The sequence below is a fragment of the Microbulbifer agarilyticus genome (assembly GCF_019800665.1).
GTDB lineage: Bacteria > Pseudomonadota > Gammaproteobacteria > Pseudomonadales > Cellvibrionaceae > Microbulbifer > Microbulbifer agarilyticus_C.
On record NZ_JAHVKO010000008.1, the window covers coordinates 1 to 22,956 of the forward strand.

Consider the following 22,956-nt stretch of genomic DNA (forward strand, 5'->3'; position numbering starts at 1 on the left):
CTTCGGGCCTGCGGCCCTTCGCGGGACAGCTTACCTTGTGCACCACTTGCGCAGGTCGCTTTGCTCCCAGTTTTGCGCAAGTGGTGCACAAGGTAAGCTGCCCCTGCTGGCGGCGTTAACTGTCTTTAAAAGGAATATTGAGGTTAATTTGAAATTCAAGAACGAATACGGGCTATCGGACATTGTCGCAATTTTTGCATTTCTAATGAGTGGGCTGGCTCTTTATCAAAGCTATAAAGCAAATGAAGGCTATATAGTGCAAGGCGGAGGACCGGTTGCAGTAGGTATCGTTGACAGAAATACTTGTGAAATGCTTGCGTCTATCCCAATAATCTTTCACAACTCTGGTAAGAGGGCGGTATCCCTAAGGCGGTACGTTCCAGCAGGTATTGACGAGGTTTTATTCGTTAAAGATGGAAAGATCATAAAGGACCGTAATCCGACATACGATTTCTACATCTCTGGAAAACAAGATGAATCAATGATCGAAACCTTGCAAAAAGCGAAAAAGTTTGGGGTTTATGATTTGGACTCGTATTCATTTATAGATACTTTAATAGAGCCCGGTGAAATTCATGAGGCGAGCATCATAATACTAATCCATTCAATGGATAATAAGCTACCTCTAATAGATAGAATGATGGTGGCTACTGATGTTGAATTTGGGAATGGTCAAACTTTAGAGATTCGCTCTGCATTCAATGCTCAAGTTAGCACCCCTGAACGATGCAGAAGCTAACAATTCAATCAACTGCGCGCCTAAGGCGCCGGATGTAGCAGATCAACGCCGGTTATTGAAGCGTTAGATTTTCGGTGAAACTATGAGCTTTGAAAAAATAATCGAATTTGCAAAAGATCCAGAAAATACGGTTCCAATGCTCGTGAATTTTTTCAAGACGGCAATTTTTGCAATCCGGGATGATAAGAAATCTCCAAAGAGATTCAAAATGGAGGCAGAGGAAGCTGTATCGGAAGCGTTTCATAAAACATGTAGATATTATACGGCACTAACAAATGGGCAGAATAAATGCGTGAATGAAGAGCATGATATTGCCGAAAGGTGGGATAGGGCTGCAATAAGGCTTAATGAAATCGATCCAGCTCTTTCTATGAAGCTGAGGCTAAAGTCTAAATTTTGGAGAGACGGCGCAGCCTGGACGGAAGAGGAGATCTCGCTGGCAAAAATTAGCTTTGATGATCTCCGAAATAACTGCGGTGTAGTCTTCCCGCTATAAATCTAGCAATGCGCTACAGCGGGACGTTAGAAATACATATGACTGAAGTTGAGCATATTTACCTTTATAAATACCTCCCATTCGATGAGGGTTCGCTATGTGTATTGACAGATGGAACACTAAAATACACATGCCCGTTGGATTTTAACGATCCTTTCGATTGTAGGCCGGCTTATGATGACCAATCTCTAAACGAAATTGATAAGAATAAGAAAGAGCTGATTCATGCAATAGGCAAAAAAAAGAAGCTTTCTCCAGCAAAACGAATTCAGTCAAAGAAAAAGATAGCTAACCAAATCAAAGCTTACTTAGATAGTGGTCAATCGCTTGACAACGTTTTATTGGAGGTCGGCGTGGTTTGTTTATCTACTGATCCTTCAAATATTTTGATGTGGTCTCACTACGCCGATTTCCATAAAGGATTTGTGGTTGAGCTCAAGATACCCCTATATGGCACATGTGAAGCCGTAACAGAGGGGGGTAAAAATCTAATACCACTAGAGGTTCATTATGGAAAGCAAAGACCAGAAGTAAAATATGGTGCCGAAGACCCACAGGCTACACTGCAAAAAATGATTTTTACTAAATCATCTGTATGGTCATATGAAAGCGAGCATAGGGTGTTAGATCACAAGCGTGGCCCAGGGATTCATGAGTACAATAGAAATAAGCTGTTGGTCTCAGTTATAGCTGGGATGAGAATGACCGATGGCAATTATGAACGGCTAAGTAAAATCTTATCTAGCTTGAGAGATATCGAAGAATTAAGGGATATAAAGCTATATCGTGCTGAGCCAACAAAAAAGGAATATAAGGTCGTTATACCTGGGCACCCTGAATGGGGCTAATTTTCTAACAAGGTGTTGTACTGGACTCCGAGAAATCGATAGCTTTTTTGCGAAAGCGCAAAAAGCCACCAATTTTACTTCGCCGGAAAACACGGCGTTAGGGCCAAGACTTACCCACGTTTAGTAGACACCCTGTATAGTTAGGTTTCGGCCTAACACGGAGGTGTATCATGGCGAAGCTTCATCAAGGGATATAAATGAGTAGATTCAAAGATCCATTAAAGGACATTCGTGCATCGCTAGCTCTAATGTCAGATCCCTTGAAAGAACATCACGAGATGATGGCTTCAATTTCTGATCCCATGAAGAATCTTCGAGCATCAATGGCCTTGATGTCAGATCCTCTGAAAGAACACCGCGAGATGATGGCTTCGATCGCTGATCCCATGAAGGATCTTCGAGCATCGATGGCCTTGATGTCAGATCCTCTGAAAGAAAACCGCGAGATGATGGCTTCGATCGCTGATCCCATGAAGGATCTTCGAGCATCGATCGCCTTGATGTCAGATCCTCTGAAAGAACATCGCGAGATGATGGCTTCGATCTCTGATCCTATGAAGGATCTTAGAGCGTCGATGGCCTTGATGTCCGATCCCATGAAAGAGCATCGTGACATGATGGCGTCTTTCACAAATCCAATGAAAGACCTACGAGCATCTCTAGCTCTAATATCTGATCCATTTACAGACATACGAAAGACTATCGCTGATAGCGTATCTCTTAAATCGATTAGGGATATTGCATATGAAGCCCAGCAAGAGATAGAAGTAGATAGTAAAGGTGTAGTTTCACTTGCTACTAAGCGTATTGCTGCAGCTGAACTTCAAGAATTATCAGATGAAATATTTCATAATTCATCACTAGAGGAATCAAGCTCTTTAGAAGAATCTATAAACAACTTAGTAAATGAAATAAGGTCACAGAAAGACCCATTAACTCAGAGAATATTGATCTGTTTCGTATATCCACTAATAATTTTAGTGATTGCATCATTTATTAATCCAATCGTAGATCACCATGTTAGATCATACTTAAACTCTGACAAGAGAGCGCTAGCAAAAGAGTTAAAAGCGAATGTAAACTCGGTAATAGAAAATAAAGATGTATTAAGCTCATTAAGGTACATATCAGCTGACACCTTGAATGTAAGAGCCTCTGGTTCGGTCAAATCGGAAACAATAGGATATTTACGATTCTCTTCTACTGTTTTGGTTATCGAAAAACAAAAAAATTGGACGTTGATTGAGTGGAATGATCCTGAAACTGACGCTCAAATCACTGGCTGGGTTTTTTCAAGATATCTTGCAAAATTCAGGTAAAGCCCTAACAAGGCGATGCTGTCGGACAAATTTTCCGCTGCGCCCCAAATTTGCCGCAGAGCGCGGCGTTAATCTGCAAAAAACCTTACACAAGGACGAGAAGATTAGAAATCCAGTGAATTTTAACCAAGACATTTGCACCTACTTCGTTTGGGTATCAAATCTTGGCGTAAATTACATGAAAAATTTTCATACACCCGAAGAAGCTTTTGAATTTATATCGAAGAATGAGAAACGATGTGTAGATATAACTCGGACGATTACTGAAAGTGAGATACTAGAATGGGTTTCTGAGCTTAAGGCTGAATTTGGAGGGACTGCTGTAAGTTATGAAATTGCAAAGCCTTTTACTATAGCGTTGATGGCACCAGTAGTAGTATATGTGATTGGTCTTCTAGTTTATTTATTCGCAGACTTTCTGAGCTTGCTCAGACTCGCAGACCTACAGCTAACAGCATCATTTGTAAAAGGACTTTTGTGGCTAGGACAGATGAGAAATTATTTTTCTGCATTCGCAGCTGCTGGATCAGCCTTCTATATCACCATTAAATTATGTGAAATAGCAATCTATAGAAAATATATCTTTAGATCATCTGAAACCAATGACACGAAGACAACCTGAAAAATGCGAGTTTTTTGCAGCGACCCTGTGTACCCCAGCGGGCCTCACAACAATATACGTGTTTTGCAGTCATCATAAGTAAGCTTTCATTTTCATGACGAGGATAGGATGTGGATCTATGTGGCGGGCCAAAGCTCACTATTCCCAAATCTGAACATCAGAGAGTACTTCGTAAGAACGAAATAGCTCATAACCAGGCAATGCTGCCGGCGGCTTACGCAACGCGCTTCGCCCACAGATTCTAGAGCCGCCACAGATGGCAACGTGATCACCACATGAGTAAAGAATATCTTTTTACAATTACATTTAGAGAAATTTAATGCACGAATATGAAGTAAAGCGACTTAGAACAAGATCTATATTTAAGATTATTTTTGTTGGCATGACCCTATCGATAGTGCCACTATTTGCAATATCAGGTGTACTCGCATCAATTGGTTTAGTAAAGCTCTATTGGGGTAGCGAGCCGTTAACTGGTGGTAGCGCGATAATTGGAGGCCCTCTCGTGGGTATATTTATAGCTGTAACGTTCAGCTTCTTTGCCTCAATTCTTACATCACTGGGCCTCATCCTTTACGGCAAGAAACGTACACTAACAATGTACTACTACCCTATCGAAAAGAATGAAGCCAGCTAACACAGCGCAAACATACATTCTTACTCCTCAAATCATTAACTTAGCCATTTAAGGAACGGCATGATTAACAAAATATCACTTCTTTCGATTTCTTTTCTCTTGGCAGCCTGCGGCTCCATGAAGACTGTCACGAAGTCGAACTTTGAAATTGGCTACGACCTGTACAAGAATGACACCAAGTGCACAAGTACTACCAGAATTTATAGCGGTGTAACCTACGACTTCTGTCGCTTTCACGCGGAAAACACTGGATCATCCAACAATGTACTCGTTTCAGCGTTTTACGTATTTGATATCGCGTTCTTCTCACCTATCGCAGACACAGCCCTACTTCCGCTGACTATTTATCAACAAGTTAGCTACGGAAATCCGGATGTCCATGTTCCTCGTTAGTAAGAAACGCTACATAACTCTTAACTAGCACATGTAAAGTTCGCACAGGCTGACAATCAAAAAATGATCTCATCAGAGACTGCTGAACACTATACATGGGGTAATGCCTGCGATGGCTGGCATCTGGTGAGATCGCCCAGCCTAAGTGTGATTCAAGAGCGCGTACCTCCCGGCTGTGGCGAGGTACGCCACTTCCATAACCACGCAGAGCAGTTCTTTTTTGTGCTGTCCGGTATTGCCACGATTGAGGTAGACGGTACGACGCTCTTATTGCATCCCCAGCAAGGTATCCATGTACCCGCGGGCACGCCGCACCAACTTCGCAATGCACATGGCGAGAACCTAATATTTACCGTTACCTCTACCCCTCCGAGCCACGGGGATCGTGTACTGGTTGATTAACGGTAAACTGTAGCAATGCCTATGTATTTCCTTTCCCCCACAAGACTCGCGTATTTGGTGCTGCTGATGTTAGCTGGCACTCAGTCTCTTGCCGTGGAGATCAAACCCTTCACCTCCGACGGCTGCAGTGCCTTCCCCGACGGCACCATCGAGCAGGAAGAGCTGTGGCTAGAGTGCTGTACCGCGCACGATTACGCCTATTGGAAGGGCGGCACCTTTGAGGAGCGCGAGGCAGCGGACGAGGCATTGCGAGCCTGTGTCGAGAAAACCGGTGAAGAAGAGATTGCTCTGCTAATGCTCGGCGGTGTGCGCATTGGTGGCACCCCCTACCTGCCTACGGACTTCCGCTGGGGGTATGGCTGGCCCATGTGGCGCGGGTACAAAGCACTTACTGAAGAGGAGCTGGCGGCGTTTGAACGCAGTGAAGCGGCCAGAAAAACGGATAGCGATAAAACAAATAACGACAATACCGATAGCGGCAATACCAACAACAAGACCGACAACCAACAAGACGAAAACCAATAACAAATAACAATCTCACAGGGATACTTACAACAATGACCGAAGCAGTAGGGTTGGGGAAACACACGGGTACCAAGCTGGACGATGACCTCTGGCTGGATGATCACCTTTTTGAAATCCGCGAGAAGATCGTGGTGCGCGCCAAGGAGTTGCTGGCGGATGCGAATAACGAGCTGACCAAGGCGGCAGCGCTATCGGAAGCGGCCAAGGAGTATGCGCCGGGTATGCGCTTCCCCGAGGCCCAGCAGTCCTTCTGGCGTGAGAACATTTTGAACCAGCTCTCTGCTGTGACGCTGATCTCTGCCCTGCTGGCGATCGTGTTCGGCGGTATTGCCTTTGGTATCTCGCTGGCGGCGGAGGAAGGTGAGCCGGTGCCGGATGTTGCCGGTTATATCGACCTGGTGAAGATCTTTGCCGGTGCGGTGGTGGGTTCTACCGGGGCAGCGGTGGTGGCCAACCATACCAAGCACCGCGGCCATCGTTGATGGGTTACTCGCATATTGTTAATCGTTTAAAGGGAAGTACGATGAAGAAGTTTGCTATCGCTATTGCGCTGTCACTAGTGAGTTCACTATCTGCGGCGAAAGAGCTGGTGGGGGTTTGGGAACTGGTATCTGGCAACTATGTGGACGGTAGCGGCACGCTGGTGGACTACAAGGATCTGGACATGCAGGCACTGAAGGTCATTTCCGATTCCCACTTCAGCTTTACCTCCATGAAGGGCGGTGACTTCTGGGCGTCTGGTACCGGCACTTATGAGCTGGCCGACGGTAAATATACCGAGACGTTGCGTTACAACTCGTTCGGGCAGGCGACCGGTGCGCAGTTTGCGTTTACCACCAGAATCGAAGATTCGCTGTGGTACAACGAGCGCTGGGAAGACGGCAAGCGCGTGGAGTATGAGGTATGGCAGCGGGTTGAGTGATGGCCGGCGGCAGATACCGCCAGCCATTCTGGTCGGGAAGATTACGCGTTAGAACTTGCGGATCTTCTCGATTTCTTCCTGATCAATCCCCAGAGACTCCAGGAATTTCTGGTGCTCTTCCGGTTCCATCTCTTCGAACTTCTGGTGCCATTTAATCATCGCATCGTCGTCAAAACCGGCGGCGCGCATAATTTCCACCCAGCGTTCTTTGGTTACCATGTTTTCCTCCATCATATTGGGTTCTTGCAGCAGGGCCACGACGGCTTTCTGCTGCGCTCGAAGTAGTTGAATCTCCTGCTCCAGCTCTTTGAAGTGGGCCTTCAGAATCTGGGCCTGGGATTCGCCTTTGCGATCTATCAGCGCGGCAATACTTGCTACGGGTATCCCATAGGAACGATAAGAGACGATCATTCGCAGGCGCTCGACCTCTTTGTCTCCGTACCACCTATATCCGTTCTCCGAGCGGTTGGCGGGCAACAGCAGGCCCTCCCGCTCGTAATACAGGATGGTGGCTCTGGAGATCCCGAAGGTTCGCGCCAGTTGGGTTACTGTAAGCATGTGGTTACCAAGTCACGGCTGAGGCTTTATACTCAACCCTGATCCCATAGACGGGTCAACACCCATTGTAGCCACCGGCTTTGCGCCAGCTACATCCCCTCACGGCCGGGCACCCGTGGCACCTTTGCCGCCACCGCGCCGTATCACTTCGCTCAACGCCGAGCGCACATCCAGAGTTCAGGAGAACACCATGAAAATCTACGGAGATATTCGGTCTGGGAACTGCTACAAGATCAAGCTGCTGGCTTCCATCCTCGACATCGACCACGAGTGGATCGAGGTAGACATTCTGGCCGGGGAAACCCAGACCAGTGATTTTCTGCAGAAGAACCCCAATGGCAAGATCCCCCTGCTGGAACTGGATGATGGCCGCTGTATTTCAGAATCCAATGCGATCCTGAATTATCTTGTGAGCGGCAGTGCGCTTGCCACGGAAGACGCCTTTGCCAACGCGAAGATTTTGCAATGGCAGTTCTTCGAGCAATACAGCCACGAGCCCTATATCGCGGTTGCGCGGTTTATTGCCAAGTACCTGGGTATGCCGGAGGAACGCAAGGCGGAATTCGAATCCAAACAGGCCGGTGGCCACAAGGCGCTGAAGGTGATGGAAGAGCAGTTGGCGGCTACGGATTATCTGGCCGGCGACGCGCTTTCCATCGCAGATATTTCCCTGTACGGCTATACCCATGTGGCGGACGAAGGCGGCTTCGACCTGAGTGGTTACCCGGCGATTTTGCGCTGGATCGACCGAATTCAAAGCCACCCGAATTATGTGGCGATGGTGTAAATGACAATAAAACGAATTCACTTAGTGAGCGGCATGGTGTTTCTGGCGATATTTGCCATTACCGGCCAGTACATGTTGCGCGGGCTTGCTCTGCCCGACCAGGCGATGGATGCGCAGCGCATGATGTACCGTGCATCGCACATGTACATTCTGTTTGCCGCCGCGCTCAATGCAGTGGTTGGCTGTTACTGGAGCGCACGGGCAGACAAGCTGAACTATTTACTGCAAGTGGCCGGTTCCTGGATGCTGATTTTGAGCCAGCCGGTTTTGCTCTACGCCTTTGCCACGGAGCCGCAGGTGCTTTCCCCGGGGCGGGAATTCACATTGCTTGGCTGTGTTCTGGTATTGGCGGGGGTGCTGCTGTCCGTTGGCGCCAGCGTGCGGATACGCCGTGCCAGTGTGGATACCGTATCTGAGAGCGCAGGATAAAAACGCGGCGATTCCGCAGGGAGTAGAGAATGAACGTAGGGATATTTATTTACGACAACGCCGAGGTGCTGGATTTCTCCGGGCCGTTTGAGGTGTTTTCCACCGCCAGCCGCTTATCCAACCCGCAAAATGCATTTAACGTATTTTTGGTGGCGGAACACAAACGGCCGGTGATGGCCCGTGGCGGTTATGGCATTAACCCGCACTTCACCTTCGACAACCACCCACCGATGGACCTGTTGATCGTGGTGGGCGGAGTGCATACGGAGGCGGTGAAAAACCCGAAGGTGATTGAGTGGGTGACTGAGGTTGCCCCTAAGACGCCCCATGTAGCTTCGGTGTGCACCGGCGCGTTTATCCTTGCCGAGGCCGGGCAGATCAATGGCCTGCGCGTGACCACCCACTGGGAAGACCTGGCGGACCTGCAGGAAAGCTATCCCGATCTCACGGTGTTGGCGGAACAGCGCTGGGTGGAGGACGGGAAATTTGTAACGTCCGCCGGGATTTCTGCTGGAATTGATATGAGCCTGTATCTGGTTTCCAAACTCGTCGATCTGGCACTGGCGGAAGCAACCGCCAAGCAGATGGAGTACGACTGGCAGAAGCGCGCGTTGTAGGCGATTTTCTGCCGGGCCGATGCAGGGGAAATTGGCCTACGGAGATCCGCATGCAACCCTCGCGCATCCTGCTGCTCAACATTCTCGCTGCCGGCGCTTTTTATGTCGCGGGCTTTGCCGTGCTGGGCAGTGGTTACCCCACCATCGAATCCAGTGGGCGCGAGGTTATCGAGTGGTTTTCTCACAACGGGGCTGACGCCCGTATTTACGCCTGGACAGCGGCCTTCTTCTCCCTTGGGTTGGCAATCTTTGCCGCGCAGGTTGCTGCGGTGATGCCGAAGCCCCAGCGCTATATCTTCTTTGCCGGCGTGCTCGGCTTTGCGATTACCGCGCAGGTGCAGGGCTGGTTTTGGGCCGGCCTGTCCTTCCACCCCCAGGGGCTGGATGCGGCGACCGCGCGCACCCTGTTCCAAATTCCCACCTACTGGGGGCCGCTGATAAACGGCTCCACCATGACCATGGCTGTGGCGTTTATCGCACTGGGCTTTGGGCGCAAGCCCATTATCCCGCGCTGGCTTACCGGCTTGAGCGTGTTGTTCTTTGTGGAGCAGGCCATCGAGACGGTGACCGTGTTTGGCCGCTCCGGGTTTATTGCGCCGGGCGGCCCGATGAATGTGTACCTGGGTGGGATCATCGGATTTCTTTGGGTGGCGGGTGTGGTGCGCTGGGCTATGCCGCGGGTGGATCAGCAGGCCCACTAATCGGCTAAATCCTTTTGTCAGCCGCGCTTGCGTCCGCGCTGGCCCGGCGGCTTCTTGGCCAGAAAGATCGCGTGGCGGGCGCCCTTGCCCGGGCGTTCGCGCACGGTTTTAACCTCGACCTGATAACCCGCTTTTTTCAGCCGGTTGGCGTACACCGCATCCGGCGAGGCCGACCACACCGCCAGCACGCCGCCGGGTACCAGGCTTTTGTAGATACTGCTGGTGCCCTCGATGGAATACAGCCAGTTGTTATCGGAATGGGTCAGACCCTCGGGGCCGTTGTCCACATCCAGCAGTACGGCGTCGTATTCGCCACTGCGGTTCACCAGCAACTCGCCGACATCGCCGATATGCTCGACGACGCGACTGTCATCCAGCGGGCGCCCGGCACATTCCCCCAGTGGCCCGCGGTTCCACTCAACCACTTCCGGGATCAGGTCGGCGACGATCACCTCCGAGGAATCGGTCACCGCGTCCAGCGCTGCCGCCAGGGTGTAACCCATACCCATGCCGCCCACCAGCACCCGGGCATTCTTTTTGTTGTTGAGGTGTGCACACCCCAGCACCGACAGCTGCTGCTCGCTGTTGAACCGGCGGCTGTTCATCAACTCGCCACGGGGGCCAGACAGGGAGATGGAGAACTCCTGGTCCCGCTGGCGCAGGGTAAGCACGCCACCGTTATTGGGGATCTGGGCGGTGCCGAGTTCAATCCAGGGTTTCATACTACGTGCTCGCTAAATGGGGTTGTGCGCTTAGGGTTGTGCGCTTAGTAGTGCCGTTGGACGGGGCGCGCACTGTAGCATACGTTGGTTCGCTGGGCTGGTGACGTTATGATGACCCATTGCGCCTTCTGTCCTGAGTGACGGGGCCACCCCCAGTCTAGCCCCGCTTAGCAGTACGAGCACCAGCGAACCATGAACCGAAGAAAGAAGGTAAACCAGATCCTGAAGAAGAAGGCCAAGAAGGCTAACGACAAGCTGAACCCGAAAAAGAAGCCGCGTTATATCTCCAAGGCGGAGCGGGCGAAGCTGGAGCAGGAAGGCGGGACTGATATCGACACCGAGAGTTAACCGCTTTTTCCGTAAAGATTTACTTTGGAATAGATACGTCGATCTTTTACTAAATAAAAAAAGCCCCGGGGTAAAACCCGGGGCTTTTTGCTTTTGTGGTGTCTTGCAGAAACTTAGTGCAGGACAATCACTTCGTTTGCGTCGAGGTTCAGTACTGCAGAACCGCCGCTCACGTTGACCACATCACTACTGGTGTGGCTGTTGTACTGGCCGTCGGCCAGGCTCAGGCTGCTCACGTTGATGGAGGTGCTGCCACCGCGGTTTACCGCAACCATCACGCTGTCGGAGCCAGAAACACGCTCGAATACGAGAATGTCGCCGTTCACCCAGCGCTCGTTGTAGCTACCGGAGGCCAGCGCCGGGCTCTGTGCACGCAGTTCTGCCAGTGCCTTGATCATCAGGAACGCATCACTGGTTTCGCTGAAGGACGGCATGGCTTCACGGTTGTACGGGTCGTGACCGATCTGGCCATCGCCATTGGCGTCGAACCAGGTGGAGTTCTGCTCACTTCCGTAGTAGATGGTGGGGATGCCCGGCAGGGTCATCACCAGCGCCATACCCAGGTTCTGACGGGCGTCCGCCAGTGCCTCGCCGAAGCCTTTACCGGTACGACCGTTATCCACAGGGCCGGAGGTCTGCAGGAATACGCTGGTACGGGTCGCATCGTGGTTGTCGAGGAAGATCGGCTGCCAGGTTTCACGGCCATTGCTACCCATCGCGCCAGGACGGGACTCAATGTGGGTATTGAGTTCGGTCATGGTGCTGTCACCGGCGATCGCCGCTTCGATTGCATCGCGCAGATTGAAGTCCAACAACTCGGATTTGCCATTGTCGGAATTCAGGAACTCCATGGAAACTACGTCGTTAGCGCCTGCGCCATACCACTCACCGAAGATATACACATCCTGATCCACTGCTTTCACAGCATCATGGAAGCGTTTGATAAAGCTCGGCTCAATGTGCTTGATGGCATCGATGCGGAAGGCATCTACACCGTGCTGCATCCATTTAACTGCGGCATCGATCAGGTACTGGTCGGCAACGCTGTTGCTGCTTACACCGTGGTTAAAGTCGGTGAGGTTGAACAGGGTTTTATTTTGGTACGACCAGGGGTCATTCCACTCATTGCCACAAGTAGTGGATGGGTCACTATCACCACAGTCGGCGATGGCGCCATTGCGGTGGTACCAGGTACCGTCATCCTGCAGGAAGTCGGTGATGAAGGTGCCTTCTTTGTACAATGCACCGAACTCGTATTGGTCGTCCTGGTTGGAGTGGTTCAGGGCGATATCCAGTACCAGCTTCATGCCACGGGCTTCCATCTCGGCGTCCAGCTGATCTACCAGCGCCCAGTCACCCATGTGCTCGTCCACTTCGTAGAAGTCGCGGCCCCAGTAACCGTGGTAAGCGCCATCGCTGCCGGTGTTGTCGATGTTGTCATTCAGCGGGGTTACCCAGATGGCGGTAATGCCGAGGTTCTGCAGGTAATCCAGCTTGTCGATCAGACCCTGGATGTCGCCACCCCAGTACTTTTTCCACTCGGACAGGCCACCGGCCTGTTTGCTGGCGGAAGTGCCGGCGGGGTTGTTACCACCGTCATTGCTGGTGTCGCCATTGTGGAAGCGGTCCACAAAAACGAAGTACATGCTGCGGTTACGGAAATCGCTCAGCGGCGGAGTTACCACTTCACAACCGTCGGCATCTACGGTGGCACCGGGCGGCGTGTTCGGGCACTGGTCAATGCTATCGGGCACACCGTCGCCGTCGCTATCGGGCTCGACTTCGCCACAGTTGGCACCGAGGTCGGTAGTGACGCTGACTACTGCGCTGCTGTTACCGTTTACGACAATTTGCGTCCAGCCACTGGCAGATACGTCTTCCGCGGGGAATTCGTCACCACCCCAGCCGCCGTCGGGATCGATCTTGAAGCGCGGGCCGCCGTTGCCGTCACCGGCAGCGAAGTTACGACAGGCTTCGTAGTTGTCGGTACCGGCAACGCGAGTCAGCAGGTCGCCCGCTACCCAGCCGTTGTGGGTGCCGCGCAGGTGCAGTTCGAGGCCTGGTACAACTTCACAGCCGTTGGCGTCTACGGTCGCGCCTGCAGGCGTGTTGGGGCACTGGTCGACGTCGTCGAGTACGCCGTCACCGTCGGAGTCCACTACGATTTCACAACCGTTGGCGTCCACTTCTGCACCGGCGGGAGTGTTGGGGCACTGGTCCGCGGAATCGGGTACGCCGTCGTTATCGGTGTCTGGAATAATTTCACAGCCGTTGGCATCCACTTCGGCGCCAGCCGGGGTGTTGGGGCACTGGTCCGTGGCGTCGGGCACACCGTCGCCGTCGGTATCAAGAACACCGGTGCCACAGTTGGCAGCCATGTCGGTCGTGATACTTGTGATGCTCAGGCTGTTGCCGTTAACCACAACTTCGGTCCAGCCGCTGGCGGATACGTCCGCTGCGGGGAACTCGTCACCGCCCCAGCCGCCGTTCGGATCAATCTTGAAACGCGGGCCGCCACCACCGTCGCCGGCAGTGAAGTTGCGACAGGCGCTGTACAGGCCACCGCCGATATCGCTCAGCAGGTCTCCGGGCACCCAGCCGTTGTGCGTACCGCGAATATGCAGCTGCAGGGTTACCACAACTTCACAACCATTGGCATCTACCTGGGCACCAGCAGGAGTGTTCGGGCACTGGTCCTGGCTGTCGGGTACGCCGTCGTTATCGGCATCGGGGGCTTCGGCAGGCTGAATGCTGTAATCCTTGGTATCGGTGTAGAACTCGATATCCCAGGTGCCGGCGGCAATAGTGATGTCAGGACCGTTTTGCTGCTGGTTGGCACCGTAGTTTTCACTCCAGTCGCCCCAGCGGTCGAATTTGAATTGACCGGCAGAGGTAAATACGACGTCTTCTGCCAGCATGGTGTTGCTGCCGACATCGGTCATCTGGTCTGCTTGCCAGTTGTTATGGGTACCACGCAAGAACCACTCGGCGTGGGCGGCGCTGCTGGCAAATAGCAGCAACCCGGCCACCGCCAGGGTTTTTCTGTTCATCTTCATCATCTCACCTGAGTTATTTTTATGCGGTTTTACGAGCCATAGAAGGACCCTGTCTGCATGGTGCGAATTCATCGCGGGGCTGACCTCCCCCCTGTTTGGGGCGTGGATGAAATGCGCGCCAGGCCATCAAGCACGAAGCATTTTTAAGGCGGGTAAACAGGCAGAAAAATGTGAAAGCACTCACACAAACCCCAAGTGTGGAACGCGTTCTAAACTTGAGCAGATATTTAACCGTGATTGAAAAAAATCGCGCTGCTACGCACTTTCTCAATAGGCGCCACAGGAAAATCGGATGAAAAGGATGCTAATGAACCTATTTCGGTTGGCCGCTACAGGCAGTTTTTTACTGCTGACAAAGTTCGCATTGGCTCAGAGCGTGAGTTTGCAGTCCATTGCGGAGGCCGCATCGCCCCCCGAGCCCGCCACGATTTTTGTGGCGAAAGAAATTGTCACGCTTTCGCCGAATAAACCGAATGTCACGGCAGTGGCAGTGATCGGGGATCGCGTTGTGGCGACCGGTTCACTGGCGGAGTTAAGGGCCGCTGCGGGCGATCAAAAATTTACCGTGGATCGTACTTTTGCCGACAAAGTATTGGTACCGGGATTAATTGCGCAGCACGATCATCCGATGCTGACGGCACTTACCATGTCGTCGGAAATTATTGCCATCGAAACCTGGCAGATGCCCTACGGCACTATTCCCGCGGCGAATACCGAACAGGAGTATCGCGCGCGCCTGAAGGAAGCCAACGCAAAGCTGAAAGACCCGAATGAGGTGTTATTTTCCTGGGGCTTTCACCAACTGTTTCACGGTGAATTATCCAAAGAGCTGCTGGATAAAGTGAGCACCACGCGGCCGATTGTGGTGATCCATCGCTCTTGGCACGAAACGTTTATGAATACCAAGGCGCTGGAAAAACTGGGTATCGACCAGGCATTTATTGATGCATTACCAGAGGCCGCACAGAAACAAACCGACCTGGCCAAGGGACACTTCTGGGAAAGCGGCATGTTTGCCTGGGCACCCCAATTGCTGTCTGCCATTACCACCCCGCAGAAATTCCACAAGGGATTGCAGCTGACCCAGCAATATATGCACACCAACGGTGTCACTCTCGCCTCGGAGCCCGGCGGCCTTTATTCGAAGGAACTGCAGGCGGCGGAAAATGCGGTGCTGTCGCCGCCGGATTCCCCGTTCCGCTATTACTTTATTCCCGATGGCCGCTCCATTTTCGAAGCCTCCCCGGACAACGCCGTCGCGGAGGTCAAAAAGACCCTGAGCTGGGGCGAAGGCATGACCAGTATCACCCCCAACCAGATCAAGCTGTTTGCCGACGGCGCGGTCTATTCCCAGTTGATGCAACTGCGCGAACCCTACCTGGATGGGCACCACGGCGAGTGGATCATGCAACCGGAGAACTTTTCCAAGGCATTCCGGACCTACTGGGACGCCGATTATCAGATCCACATCCACGTGAACGGCGACGCCGGTCTTGATCTGGTGCTGGATAACCTGGAAGAGAATATGCGGCGCAAGCCCCGGCATGACCACCGCACGGTGCTGGTCCACATTGCCGTGTCGGACAAGGACCAGGTCGACAGGGCGAAAAAGGTCGGTGCCATTTTCAGCGGCAACCCCTACTACCTGGTCATGCTCGGGGATAGGTATTCGAAGGTCGGCCTGGGGCCGCAGCGGGCGGATAACATGGTACGCATTGGCGATATCGAACGCGCCGGTATCTCCTACTCGTTCCACTCGGACATGCCCATGGCCCCGGCCCAACCCCTGTTCTTGATGCACAGTGCGGTGAACCGCAAGACCGTTTCCGGCCGGGTGGCAGGCCCGGACCAACGCGCCAGCCGCATGGGCGCACTCAAGGCGGTCACGCTGGACGCGGCCTACTCCCTGCGCCTCGAAGAGAGAGTTGGCAGCATCGTGCCGGGAAAACTCGCGAACTTCACCGTTCTTGCGGACAACCCGATGACAATCGCTCCGGAGAAGATCAAGGATATTGCCATCTGGGGCACCGTACACGAGGGGCGTAAACTGCCAATTCAGCACAACAACAGCGCGGCAAACGGGCTCGGGCCGGTACCCAATGAGGCCACCGCACGTCTGTTGGCCGAGGCAATTCACGCGGGGCATAGCCACTCAAGCCAGCAACCCGCGGGGCACGGGGATATCTGCATGGCCAACCGTGTCTTTGGCGAGGCGCTCGGGCAGATGAAATGACCATCTGAGGGGTGATTATCCGCCACAAATATGGGTTCTACAGGGGTTCTGTATCGGTTCTTTTAGGAGCACGAATTAATGTCTTTCTCCCCCTCACCAGAGGGGGATAACAAGGGTGCAGCCCTTGGGCACAATGGAGAAAATAACCGGAAAGTCTCAGCGAACTCTTTAACGGGAGGCGCCTTGAGACGGCCCGACTGGATTTCTACAGGTGCCCGCCATGTCCAAGCCCACTCGCCGCCTGGCCGCCAGCCTGATGTTTGCGCTGACATCCACTCTCGTATCGGTTCCGTCCACAGTCATTGCCGCCGCGAGCGACCTCTCATCAACACCGCAGCTGGAGCGTGCCGAACCGCCGTTCTGGTGGGCGAATATGGCCGAGCCGAGCCTGCAGCTGATGCTGCACGGCAGCGACATCGCCGGTGCCGAAGTCAGCCTCGACTACCCCGGCGTGACCGTGATCGGTACCGAGCGCGAACAGAATCCGAATTACCTGTTTATCAACCTGTCGGTAGCCGCCGATGCCAAGCCGGGCACCCTGCAGATTCAACTGCGCAAGGACGGCTGGCAGCAGGCACTGAGCTATGAGCTGAAGCAGCGCCGCGCCGGCTCCGCCGATCGCCAGGGCTTCGACTCCAGCGATACCATCTACCTGATTACCCCGGACCGCTTCGCCAACGGCGACCCCAGTAACGACAACACCGCGGATACCAAAGAAGAAGCCAACCGCGCCGACCCGAACGGCCGCCACGGTGGTGACATCGCCGGTATGCAGGCGCACCTCGACTACATCGCCGATATGGGCTTCACCCAGATCTGGCCGAACCCACTGATCGAGAATGACCAGCCGCAATACTCTTACCACGGATATTCGGCGACAGACCTCTATCGCATCGACTCCCGCTATGGCAGCAACGCCAGCTTCCGCGCGTTTGTGGCGGCAGCCAAGGACAAGGGTATTGGCGTTATCCAGGACATGGTGCCCAACCATATTGGCGACGGACACTGGTGGCTCGATGACCTGCCGGCGGACGATTGGCTGAACGGCAAGGGCGTCGCCAAAGGCGAATACGAATACACCAACCACGCCCGCACCGTGCACATGGACCCCTATGCCAGCCACAAGGACCACCAGCTGTTCACCGATGGCTGGTTTGTGGACACCATGCCGGACCCCAACCAGCGCAACCCGCGCATGGCCAACTACCTGATCCAGAACGCGATCTGGTGGGTGGAATATGCGGACCTGTCTGGCATTCGTGTAGACACCTATGCGTATTCCGACGCGGACTTTCTTGCCGACTGGTCCGCACGCCTGATGCGTGAGTACCCCAACCTCAACATCGTTGGTGAAGAGTGGACCCGACAGGCGGCCTTGGTAGCCTACTGGCAGGCGGGCAACAAAAACCGCAACGGTTATGTATCCCACGTGCCGAGCATGATGGATTTCCCCTTGCTCTATGGCCTGCGCGATGGGCTGGAAAAACCGGAAACCTGGAGCACCGGCCTCGTCACCCTGTACGAATCTCTGGCGAATGACGTGCTCTACCCCGACCCCAATAATCTGGTCATCCTTGCCGGCAACCACGACATGAGCCGCATGTATAGCCAGCTGGACGAAGACATGGGCAAGTTCCGCATGGCGGTGGCCTATATCGCCACCATGCGCGGCATCCCGCAGTTCTATTACGGCGATGAAATCCTCGCAAAAAGCCCCAAGCACCGCGACGACGGCGTGGTACGCAGTGACTTCCCCGGTGGCTGGGCGGGCGACAAGGTCAACGCGTTTACCGGTAAAAAGCTGAGCCGCAAACAGCGCGAAGCGCAGCAGTATGTGCGCACCCTGTTTAACTGGCGCAAGCAAAAAGACGTAATCCACAGCGGCAAGCTCAAGCACTTTGCCCCCATCGACGGGCTCTACGTGTACTTCCGCTACGACGAAAATGAGACGGTGATGGTAGCCATCAACAAGAGCGACCGCGCGCGCGAATTACCCGTTGCGCACATGGCGGAAGTTCTTGGCGATAAAGCCACTGCCACCGACATCACCAGCGGCGAATCACAATCGCTGCAGGAACTGGTACTCGCTCCGAGCGATGTACTGGTTGCCGAAATATTCTAAAAAACGACAGTACTGAATCAAAAATACAAGTGAACGCGACGATGAAAGTAGTGAAAAGTAAAAAGCCCACAAGGCTGTTCCAAAAACTCGGCCTGAAAACTGTTTTGACAACAGCACTGGCCGCCGCCCTGCAACCAGCATTTGCGGATACCGCGCGCAGCTATCAGGAACACAAGCTGTTCGATGACAAGCTGGTGATCGAAACCAGCGACAGCCAGGTAACCCTGACCCCGCTCAACTCTGGCGCACTGGAAGTGCACTACCAGCGTGAGGGTATGAAGCAGCTGCCCTCCTTCGCACGCGCACACCAGCAACTGCAGCAAGACGTGCAGGCGGAACTGAATGTTTCCACCGAAGCGCTGCGCTATTCCCTTGGCGACATCACCGCGGTGATTCACAAGTCGCCGTTTGCGATCGAATACCTGCACGACGGCAAGCCGCTGCTGAGTGAAGAGCACGGCTTCTTCGCCAACCAGACCATGCGCGGCTTCCGCTTTAACCTGACCGATGATGAGAAACTGATTGGTGGCGGCCAGCGCGTACTGGGCATGGACCGCCGCGGCCATCGCCTGCCGCTGTACAACAAGGCGCATTACGGCTACTCCACCGAATCCGAGCAGATGTACTTCTCCATGCCGGCGGTGATGAGCAGCAACAAATACGTACTGCTGTTCGACAACAGCGCCACCGGCACCATGGACCTCGGCGCCAGCGAAGAAAGCGTCATGCAGTTTGAAGCCGTGGGTGGGCGCAGCGCCTACATCGTAGTGGCGGGTGAAAACTATCCCAAGCTGATCGAAAACTACGTGGACGTTACCGGCCGCCAGCCAATGCCGCCACGCTGGGCGCTGGGTAACTTCGCCTCGCGCTTCGGTTACCGCTCAGAGCAGGAAGTGCGTGAAACGATTCAAGCCTTCCGCGACGAAGATTTTCCGGTAGACGCGCTGGTACTCGACCTGTACTGGTTTGGCCCGGACATCAAAGGCCACATGGGCAACCTGGCGTGGGACAAAGAAAACTTCCCGCAGCCGGTCGAGATGATGGCAGAGCTGAAAGAACAGGGCATTAAAACCATTCTGGTTACCGAGCCGTTTGTTCTCTCCACTTCTGAGCGCTGGGACGAAGCAGTAGCCAGCAACGCACTGGCGAAGAACCTCGCCGGCAAGCCCAAGCAGTTTGATTTTTACTTCGGTAACACCGGCCTGATCGACGTCTTCTCCGAAGACGGCCGCGACTGGTTCTGGAATATCTACCAAGACCTGAAAGCACAGGGCGTTTCTGGCTGGTGGGGCGATCTGGGCGAACCGGAAGTGCACCCGTCCGACACCGTGCACGCGATCGGCATGGCGGATGAAATCCACAACGCCTTCGGCCACCGCTGGGCGCAGATGCTGTTCGAAAACGAAAAAGCCAACAACCCGGACGAGCGCCCCTTCATTATGATGCGCGCCGGTTTCCCGGGCTCCCAGCGCTACGGCATGATCCCGTGGACCGGTGACGTGTCCCGCGGTTGGGGTGGCCTGCAGCCGCAGGTTGAGCTGTCCCTGCAAATGGGCCTGCTCGGTTTTGCCTACACCCATTCCGACCTGGGCGGCTTTGCCGATGGCGAGCGCTTTGAGCGCACCCCGTACATTCGCTGGCTGCAGTACGGCACCTTCCAGCCGGTTTACCGCCCACACGCGCAGGAAAAAATTGCGCCGGAGCCGGTATTCCACGACCGCAAAACCCGCCGGATTACCCGCGACTTTATCAAGCTGCGCTACCGCCTGTTGCCGTACAACTACACCCTGGCGTTTGAGAACAGCCAGACCGGTATGCCACTGATGCGTCCACTGTTCTTCGAGAACGAAAACAATCTCGAACTGATGGATAACAAAAGTGCCTACCTGTGGGGTAACGACTTCCTGGTAGCGCCGGTGATGGAAGATACGCGCAGCGTATCTGTAGAACTGCCGGGCGGAATCTGGTTCGACTACTGGAACGACAATCAGTACGGCGGCGACAAGGCTGAGATCAAGGTGAGCCTGGAAACTATCCCAGTACTGGTGCGCGCCGGTGCCTTCATCCCCACCGTGGCGGATATGAAAAATACCCAGGAATACACCAGCGAATACCTGCGCCTAGATTACTACGCACACGAGTCAGTACAACAGTCCTCCGGCACCGTGTACGAAGACGATGGTGAGACCGCCGACGCCTTCGCCAAGGGCCAGTACGAAAAGTTACTGTTCAGCGGCGAGCGCAATGAAGCCGGTATCGACTTCACCTTTACCCGTGAAGGTGATGGCTACACCGGCGCCCCGGAAAGCCGCAATGTAGAACTGGTACTGCACAACGTAACCCTGCCCGCTGCCATCCAACAGGGCAACCAGACCATTGCCCTGGTGAAGCGCGAAAAAGATTTGACCGAGAACACCGCCTGGTACAACAAGCGTGAAAAAACCCTGCACGTGAAGTTCCCGTGGAGTGGCGCAAGCCAGTCCCTGTCGGTTGCCCAGTAAACAAAAAAGCGAATAGAGAGAAGATGAAAAAATTTATTCAGCTCGTACTCGCCTCTTCCGTCGCTGCCGCCACCCTGAGTGGCTGCGGTGCCAAAATGGAAGCAACGGAAAGTGCACAAACCCAGCCGAATACTGAGGTTGCAGTTGCGGCACCAGTAGAAAGTTTGTCTGGCAAGCCAGTTATCTACCAGGTAATGACTCGCCTGTTTGGTAACACCAACGCCACCAACAAACCCTGGGGCACCATTGAAGAAAATGGCGTGGGCAAGTTCAGTGACTTCACTCCCAAGGCGCTGGAAGAGATTCGCGATCTGGGTGCAGACTACATCTGGTACACCGGTGCCCTGCACCACGCGGTAGTACGCGACTACACCGAATTCGGCATCGCTAATGACGACCCGGATGTGGTGAAAGGCCGTGCCGGCTCTCCCTACGCGATCAAGGATTACTACTCGGTAAACCCGGACCTCGCCAACGACCCGAGCAAGCGTCTGGAAGAATTCAAAGCGCTGCTGGAGCGCTCCCACGCCGCTGGCCTCAAGGTCATCATTGATATCGTACCCAACCACGTTGCGCGCAATTACCAGTCCCTGGACAAACCGGAAGGTGTTGTCGACTTCGGTGCGGACGACGACAGCAGCGTAGCCTACGCGCGCGACAACAACTTCTACTACGTTCCCGGCGAGCCTTTCCAGGTGCCGGTGGCCACTGACGGTTATCAGCCGCTAAACGGTGAAGCCCACGATCTGGTAGACGGCAAGTTTGAAGAAGTACCGGCCAAATGGACCGGCAACGGCAGCCGCGCCCCGCAACCGCAGCAGGGCGACTGGTACGAAACCGTGAAGATCAACTTCGGTGTGCGCCCCGACGGTAGCTACGATTTTGCACAGCTGCCAGCCGACTACGCCGAGAAAGACTTCCGTGCACACGCGGCCTTCTGGGCGGAGCAAGAAATTCCGGATAGCTGGAAGAAGTTCCGCCAGATCACCGATTACTGGCTCGCCTTCGGTGTCGACGGTTTCCGCTACGACATGTCCGGCATGGTGCCGGTGGAATTCTGGAGCTACCTGAACTCCAGCATCAAAATGCAGAAAGCCGACGCACTGCTGCTGGCGGAAATCTACCAGCCCAAGCTGTACCGGGATTACATCCACCTGGGCAAGATGGACTACCTGTATGACAAGGTAGGCACCTACGATGCCATCCGCGCGGTGATGGAAGGCAAAGCCGGCACCGATCCGCTGGTGGAGATTCAGGAAAGCCTGAGCGGTATTGAAGCCAATATGCTGCGCTTTATGGAAAACCACGACGAGCAGCGCATTGCTTCTCCGGAATTTGCCGGTAACCCGCAGGCAGGTATCCCGGCCATGGTAGTTTCCGCTACCGTGAGCGGTGCGCCGACGCTGATTTACTTCGGCCAGGAACTGGGCGAGCCGGGCGATGGCGATGCGGGCTTCGGCAAAACCAGCCGCACCACCATCTTCGACTACTGGTCTGTACCTAGCATCCGTCGCTGGCACAACGAGGGTCAGTTCAACAGCGAGCAGCTGTCCGCGGGCGAGCAGTCCCTGCGCGACTTCTATCGCAACCTGCTGACTTTCAGCAACCAGAGCGCCGCACTCTCCGGTGAGTACCAAGACCTGCACCGCTACAACCGCGAGCAAGGTGAAAACTACTCCGACAAGCTGTACAGCTTTGCCCGTTGGGCTGGTGATGATCGCCTGCTGGTGGTTGCTAACTTCGCCGGTAGCGACAGCGCGGTGAACCTGGCATTGCCGTCTGACCTGGTCACGCAGTGGCAGCTGACTCCAGGTAAGTACACCCTTACCAACCAGTTGCAAGAAGGTACGGCGGAACTGGTGGTCGCCGATGACCTCAGCGCTTCCGTCGCCCTGACTGCGCCTCAGCTTTCCGGTCAGATCCTCAAGCTCGAGCACTGACCTCTAGCTCTGATACTCGCTCTGATACTGGGCGGGGCG

The 22,956-nt window shown here is 54.0% G+C and carries 23 protein-coding genes; 20 read left to right on the top strand and 3 right to left on the bottom strand.

What is annotated here, in order from left to right; all coding sequences use genetic code 11:
• From KUV22_RS16285 to KUV22_RS16335, 11 genes are all read left to right on the top strand, one after another.
• Positions 1-739, top strand: a 739-nt coding sequence (locus KUV22_RS16285) for a hypothetical protein (RefSeq protein ID WP_222232844.1), incomplete at its 5' end; no start/stop codon positions are given.
• 82 nt (positions 740-821) lie between these two features.
• Entirely contained in the window at positions 822-1,235 is a 414-nt protein-coding gene (locus KUV22_RS16290) for a hypothetical protein (protein WP_222232845.1), read from the top strand.
• 38 nt (positions 1,236-1,273) lie between these two features.
• Complete coding sequence (locus tag KUV22_RS16295) at positions 1,274-2,083, top strand: DUF2971 domain-containing protein (RefSeq protein WP_222232846.1); 810 nt, start codon at positions 1,274-1,276, stop codon at positions 2,081-2,083.
• A 197-nt stretch (positions 2,084-2,280) separates the two neighbouring features.
• The gene (locus KUV22_RS16300) at positions 2,281-3,402 is read left to right on the top strand and encodes an SH3 domain-containing protein (RefSeq protein WP_222232847.1); all 1,122 of its coding nucleotides are present in this window, start codon (positions 2,281-2,283) and stop codon (positions 3,400-3,402) included.
• Complete coding sequence (locus tag KUV22_RS16305; protein ID WP_222232848.1) at positions 3,335-4,024, top strand: hypothetical protein; 690 nt, start codon at positions 3,335-3,337, stop codon at positions 4,022-4,024. Before KUV22_RS16300 ends, KUV22_RS16305 begins: the two co-directional genes overlap by 68 nt.
• 319 nt (positions 4,025-4,343) lie before the next feature.
• Positions 4,344-4,661, top strand: a complete 318-nt coding sequence (locus KUV22_RS16310) for a hypothetical protein (RefSeq protein ID WP_222232849.1) — start codon at positions 4,344-4,346, stop codon at positions 4,659-4,661.
• Positions 4,662-4,778: 117 nt separating this feature from the next.
• Positions 4,779-5,054 (top strand): YceK/YidQ family lipoprotein, encoded by a 276-nt coding sequence (locus KUV22_RS16315; protein WP_222232850.1) that lies wholly within the window; start codon positions 4,779-4,781, stop codon positions 5,052-5,054.
• Between the two features lie 147 nt (positions 5,055-5,201).
• A complete protein-coding gene (locus KUV22_RS16320) occupies positions 5,202-5,456 on the top strand; it encodes a cupin domain-containing protein (RefSeq protein WP_390625306.1) in 255 nt (84 codons plus the stop codon).
• Between the two features lie 66 nt (positions 5,457-5,522).
• Complete coding sequence (locus KUV22_RS16325; protein ID WP_261319647.1) at positions 5,523-5,981, top strand: FAD-binding oxidoreductase; 459 nt, start codon at positions 5,523-5,525, stop codon at positions 5,979-5,981.
• Positions 5,982-6,013: 32 nt separating this feature from the next.
• Positions 6,014-6,463: a hypothetical protein gene (locus tag KUV22_RS16330; protein ID WP_222232852.1), complete on the top strand. Its 450-nt coding sequence runs from the start codon at positions 6,014-6,016 to the stop codon at positions 6,461-6,463.
• Positions 6,464-6,504: 41 nt separating this feature from the next.
• Positions 6,505-6,903, top strand: coding sequence for a hypothetical protein (locus tag KUV22_RS16335; protein ID WP_222232853.1), 399 nt, complete (start codon positions 6,505-6,507; stop codon positions 6,901-6,903).
• 48 nt (positions 6,904-6,951) lie between these two features.
• On the opposite strand, the gene KUV22_RS16340 is transcribed toward KUV22_RS16335, so the two are convergent.
• Positions 6,952-7,461 carry a MerR family transcriptional regulator gene (locus KUV22_RS16340; protein WP_222232854.1) on the bottom strand — a complete coding sequence of 170 codons (510 nt, stop codon included), beginning with the start codon at positions 7,459-7,461 and terminating at the stop codon, positions 6,952-6,954.
• A gap of 190 nt (positions 7,462-7,651) precedes the next feature.
• Between KUV22_RS16340 and KUV22_RS16345 the strand changes: the two genes are divergently transcribed.
• The 4 genes from KUV22_RS16345 to KUV22_RS16360 are packed head-to-tail and all read left to right on the top strand — an operon-like array spanning position 7,652 to position 9,995.
• Positions 7,652-8,248: a glutathione S-transferase family protein gene (locus KUV22_RS16345; protein ID WP_222232855.1), complete on the top strand. Its 597-nt coding sequence runs from the start codon at positions 7,652-7,654 to the stop codon at positions 8,246-8,248.
• A complete protein-coding gene (locus KUV22_RS16350) occupies positions 8,249-8,677 on the top strand; it encodes a hypothetical protein (protein WP_222232856.1) in 429 nt (142 codons plus the stop codon).
• Between the two features lie 29 nt (positions 8,678-8,706).
• Complete coding sequence (locus KUV22_RS16355; protein WP_222232857.1) at positions 8,707-9,294, top strand: DJ-1/PfpI family protein; 588 nt, start codon at positions 8,707-8,709, stop codon at positions 9,292-9,294.
• Between the two features lie 50 nt (positions 9,295-9,344).
• Positions 9,345-9,995, top strand: coding sequence for a hypothetical protein (locus KUV22_RS16360; RefSeq protein WP_222232858.1), 651 nt, complete (start codon positions 9,345-9,347; stop codon positions 9,993-9,995).
• A 17-nt stretch (positions 9,996-10,012) separates the two neighbouring features.
• Here the strand turns inward: KUV22_RS16360 and KUV22_RS16365 are convergent, their stop codons facing one another.
• Entirely contained in the window at positions 10,013-10,717 is a 705-nt protein-coding gene (locus tag KUV22_RS16365; protein ID WP_222232859.1) for a spermine/spermidine synthase domain-containing protein, read from the bottom strand.
• 192 nt (positions 10,718-10,909) lie between these two features.
• Here KUV22_RS16365 and KUV22_RS16370 point away from each other — a divergent pair, with 192 nt between their 5' ends.
• Positions 10,910-11,065 (top strand): DUF2986 domain-containing protein, encoded by a 156-nt coding sequence (locus tag KUV22_RS16370; protein ID WP_222232860.1) that lies wholly within the window; start codon positions 10,910-10,912, stop codon positions 11,063-11,065.
• A gap of 113 nt (positions 11,066-11,178) precedes the next feature.
• Here KUV22_RS16370 and KUV22_RS16375 read toward each other — a convergent pair whose 3' ends face one another.
• Positions 11,179-14,121, bottom strand: coding sequence for an alpha-amylase family glycosyl hydrolase (locus tag KUV22_RS16375; protein WP_390625307.1), 2,943 nt, complete (start codon positions 14,119-14,121; stop codon positions 11,179-11,181).
• Positions 14,122-14,413: 292 nt separating this feature from the next.
• On the opposite strand from KUV22_RS16375, the gene KUV22_RS16385 reads away from it, so the two are divergent.
• From KUV22_RS16385 to KUV22_RS16400, 4 genes are all read left to right on the top strand, one after another.
• Complete coding sequence (locus KUV22_RS16385; RefSeq protein WP_261319648.1) at positions 14,414-16,354, top strand: amidohydrolase; 1,941 nt, start codon at positions 14,414-14,416, stop codon at positions 16,352-16,354.
• Positions 16,355-16,574: 220 nt separating this feature from the next.
• A complete protein-coding gene (locus KUV22_RS16390; protein WP_222232861.1) occupies positions 16,575-18,476 on the top strand; it encodes a glycoside hydrolase family 13 protein in 1,902 nt (633 codons plus the stop codon).
• A gap of 104 nt (positions 18,477-18,580) precedes the next feature.
• Positions 18,581-20,977, top strand: coding sequence for a glycoside hydrolase family 31 protein (locus KUV22_RS16395; protein WP_261319649.1), 2,397 nt, complete (start codon positions 18,581-18,583; stop codon positions 20,975-20,977).
• Between the two features lie 23 nt (positions 20,978-21,000).
• Positions 21,001-22,917, top strand: coding sequence for an alpha-amylase family glycosyl hydrolase (locus KUV22_RS16400; RefSeq protein WP_222232863.1), 1,917 nt, complete (start codon positions 21,001-21,003; stop codon positions 22,915-22,917).
• Positions 22,918-22,956: the final 39 nt, after the last annotated feature.